The following is a 4230-nucleotide window of genomic DNA, read 5'->3' as shown; positions in this document are numbered from 1 at the left end:
TCCTTCCCACGCCAATCTGTCCAATGTGTATCTTATTGCTGGGGGCATTTTTTCCCAGAACCGAAGCAGGTACGATTGTCGGAAATATGATTGTTCCGGCTGCAGTTGCTGCTGACTTTAAAAATGATCTCCGTTCCATGTTATTAATTAATTTATTCTGATTTATATTTTTCAAATTCTTTAGCTATATTAGCCTCAATGTGATCGCCCGAGTGTACCAATACCCTATATCTCAGCGTAAAACTTTCTCCCTTCTTTAGAAATGTATATTCACCATTTTCAGGCCAGTACATCGGAGTGGGTGAGATGAAACCATAATCCCTGGTGAACCAGGGAGATGGATACCACATATTCGACGGGTGTTGTAATACCGCAATTCCTTCCATTTTACCGAAACGTTCTCCTGAGAAATCCATCCATGCAGAAGGTTGTCCAAATGTTGCTTTTTCGCCCTTTAGATTTTCAGCGTTTATCATTGTACCTCCGTTTATTACTGCTAAATCGGGATCCATGCGAACACTAAACAGAGAATGATTCGTCTTGTCGATTCTTGTATCCATTAGCATCTCCATAGTTATATCAAAATCAATCTGGTACGAACCTTTAGAAGGAGATGAAATCGTAATTAAGCGTTTATCTTTAATGGGTGCATCTGCATCTTTTCTATGCCATATACATTCATTTTCAATCACAGCTTTATCTCCTCCTGTCTCTAAAATATTCACCTTTAGCGAGGTTATTTGCCCACGATCTATTCCTTCTTGCCAATAATTACCTCCATTTACTTTATCACATCCAAAGAAAAGAGAACTGTGATGTGGATAATTTGCGTTTCTGATGGATGTTACGGAAGCGTTGGATGGTCCATTTACCGGATAAAAGAAAGGGTATTTTTCATTATCGGGGAAAATATAACTTGTAAAAAACTTACCGTTAATACTAAAATCAATTCTGTCCCCTATCTGGAGTGCTGTTACTTTTGATTGCGAAAAGCCAAAAGAACACATCACTGAAAAAAACAATAGAATAATTGTTATCCTTTTCATATTAAACTTATTAATTTGATTTTTTATTGGCTATTCAACTGAGATTATATAATATAATTTTCACGTGTACATTTATTTCATGTCAGCCTTTGGCGTGTTTGCAAAACTGTTCCAATATGCCTCTGCGGTATCTTTATCCAGTTCACCGTCGAATACTACCATTCTATATGATAGGGTATAATCCCGATGCGGTTTTATTATCCATGGTTCATGGCGGATAGGGACAAATTCAAAATAAATATCTCCTCTGCCTCCATTTGCATCCATGGGCCATACTCTCATTGGTTCAGGGTGTTGCTGGTTGAACGGGTGACTCATAAATAAGATTCCGGATCTTTTATCCTCCACATCCGTTTCTCCTTCAACAATACACCACCTGGCTCTGCTTCCGTCGGCATCTACTCTGGTCTTTCCTTCCGATGTAAGCACAGTTGAATTGTCCTTCTCCCATTTCTCCGTTGCCCTGAATCCAATTCCACCTCCATATCGGTACGCATCAAATACAATTCCATTTGGTAGAGGGCTATTTAAGGTTGTCGTGTAATCGACAATCCAAACTTTTTCATCCACATTCCATACTCTCACTTCCAGCACCTCGTTAATAGCTATTTGATCTTCTCCTTTATTTCCAAAGTCTATGTGTTGCTGCAAAACTTTGAAACCCGAATATACATCGCCGGAGACTTCAGACAAAAAAGAATTAAACTTTACGGTTCCCTGACCTTTTGCCAAATTCCAAAAGTCGACCTCTCTGTCGTCAATGTGCGTCAAAGTCCACGGGCCCCAAATACCGTAATGGTGGTAGTGATCGGGTGCTTGTACTCGCGTCAAGACTTCTCCTTTTGGAGAATACAAAGGATGGATAAATCCCGATCGCTCATACAAGGGATCAACACCTTCGGGAGGATACATAGTTCTGTATCGATAACTTAGAACAGGTTGGGTATCCTTATATATGGTCAGATCACCACCTGATTTTTTCATCTGGAACTGCCCCTGTGCCTTCTCTGACCGATCCGTATCAGTCAACTTAACTACAAAATTGCGTGCAATTTTTCCACCTGATACATGATTGGGTATAAACCACAGAATCGGTCTTTTCCCTGTTTCAAGCTGACTGGGTACATGTACCTCTTTGTTGTTGAAAATTTCGTACAATACAATTTTCTTATCAGAGAAATTATATTGACTGGTATTATCCAAGGTGATGGATACAGGTGTATTTAAATAGCTTTTGTCCTGATGCAAAGTGAAACGCGCAATTTCCTGAGAGGAAATTGGTTGAAATAAAAATAAAATCAAAAGTAAATATATAGTTCTCATTTGAAATAAGTTATGTTTTGTATTTTATAAAAACAAAAAAAATACATTTTTAAATCAAACCTCAAGTAAAACAAAGCAAAAGAAAACAGATGTCAATATAAACCAATATATTCACAAATTATAATACCATTTTTGCCAATATCCCGAATCTTTTGTTAAACCCTTTTAATTTATAATTATACAGGTACGGTCTGCATTACAGAATAACTAACAAGTTCTCCGTCCGTCTATGTCTGCAAAATCGATGTTGTATCTCGTATTGTCTGCCAGGGTTATTATCGCTCCAAGCGGTGAATAATTCGGAGTAACTTCCAGCATCTCTATACTTTTTATCGGGTTTAGCTCTTCCTTGGTCCATTCGCTGTCATCTGTTTTGTGTAACATTGCTGTAATCAATAGTTCCATTGGCGGATTCTTATCCAAACATTTTTTCCGGGCATATATTACCGTGCTTTCATCTGATTCTGCATTTCTGTTTGCATGAACCTTATGTTCAATTTGGTCCCATCCGTGATAAGTTATCATTGCCAGACTCCTTCCGGGGATAGTTGCTGTGATAACTTTTCTGTTTTCTTCTTCAAATTGTTTAATCTCAGCTGCTTTACCATTCACATGAGGCAAACCATAATGTCCGAACGTTACTTCATACTCAAAAGCGAGTCGTAAACGATCGACTCTGATCACACCTGCCGGTATGGTAATTTCTGCCAGATCAATAATATATCCAACTCCATTATTCGGAGGTCTTCTCATTATTGCCTGACGATATATGACGTTGTCAATTACGCCATTAAACAACATGCTTTGTGATATGGAGTATTTCAGATTTTCATTTGCATCATTGTCAACTGTCAACCCTGTCAGATAAAAATTGACGTCATCACCTCTTAAATCTCTGGGGTCCAAACTTCTATAGGAATACTCCATTGCAGTTCCTCCGTTGGGATCATGATCTTCCCAAGGAAAATGTGTGTTGTAACGTAATTTAGAATAATTCGGATCATCATAGTATACCTTACCCGGTACAATCTCCGAAGTACCTGTTTTTCCATGATTTACCAATACCAATCCGGGATTGTTCAGTATTATTTTCTTAGAATCATTTCCAAGAGAATCCCAAAAGCCATCATTTTCTTTAGCTGTCCAGAATGGTGAATCCTCAGGTAAAGCCAGACAAATAAAAGGCAGAAACATCAAAAAGGGACTACCTGCGCAACTATAGTTTTGCACCATGTACTCTCTTTTTCCATAGAATCCTAGGCTTGGAATATTATTGTAATAAAAGTCTTCACGGGTAACAAACTGTAACAGAGAACCCGAACAAAGCCTTCTTGCCCATCCAGGATCTAAAAGATTGGGGTTTTTCAACATGAAAGACACGGGAAAGGCCCCTGACACCCAGGTTCTGTAGCATATACTTCGTGACCACATATTGATGTATCCATCCCTACCAAAAAAGCTTGGCAAAGATTCCATCAGTTTCTGAGCAGATCTCTCAATAATTTCACCTATTTCCGGATAATACTCATCTCCGAAAGTTCTGTTCCAAATTGTGGTGTATACAATAAAAAGGCTTATAGAATAATAATTATAAGTTTGTTCCAAATACCATCCGTTACCTGAGTGGTAAGAAGCTATCCATAATAGATGACTCTTTAATAGATCATCATCAATTTCATAACCGTATTTCTTTAAGAAAGAGAGAGTGATGATATTGAAAATACGCCAGTTGTTTTGTGTAGTCCTGTGGTGTGCCCATTTTGAAATGCACTCAATCATCTCGTTTTTTTGTTCCGCTGTGTAACTTGTCCAGATTGTATCTGGCATCAGAAGCAAAGTCTTAAACAATCCTCCGAACTCA

General features: G+C 38.2%; 3 protein-coding genes. All 3 read right to left on the bottom strand.

From position 1 onward, the window contains the following. Positions 1–152: 152 nt before the first annotated feature. Positions 153–1046, bottom strand: a complete 894-nt coding sequence (locus PHX29_07095; GenBank protein ID MDD5605649.1) for a PmoA family protein — start codon at positions 1044–1046, stop codon at positions 153–155. Positions 1047–1118: 72 nt separating this feature from the next. Continuing rightward, positions 1119–2369 carry a PmoA family protein gene (locus PHX29_07090; GenBank protein ID MDD5605648.1) on the bottom strand — a complete coding sequence of 417 codons (1251 nt, stop codon included), beginning with the start codon at positions 2367–2369 and terminating at the stop codon, positions 1119–1121. A gap of 207 nt (positions 2370–2576) precedes the next feature. Beyond that, positions 2577–4230 (bottom strand): DUF2264 domain-containing protein (locus tag PHX29_07085; GenBank protein ID MDD5605647.1); only part of this gene is annotated, 1654 nt, incomplete at its 5' end.

The sequence above is a fragment of the Dehalococcoidales bacterium genome, assembly GCA_028717385.1.
Taxonomy (GTDB): Bacteria; Chloroflexota; Dehalococcoidia; order Dehalococcoidales; family CSSed11-197; genus CSSed11-197.
The sequence above is the reverse complement of the archived record's forward strand: the minus strand, read 5'-3'. Positions and strand labels throughout refer to the sequence as shown.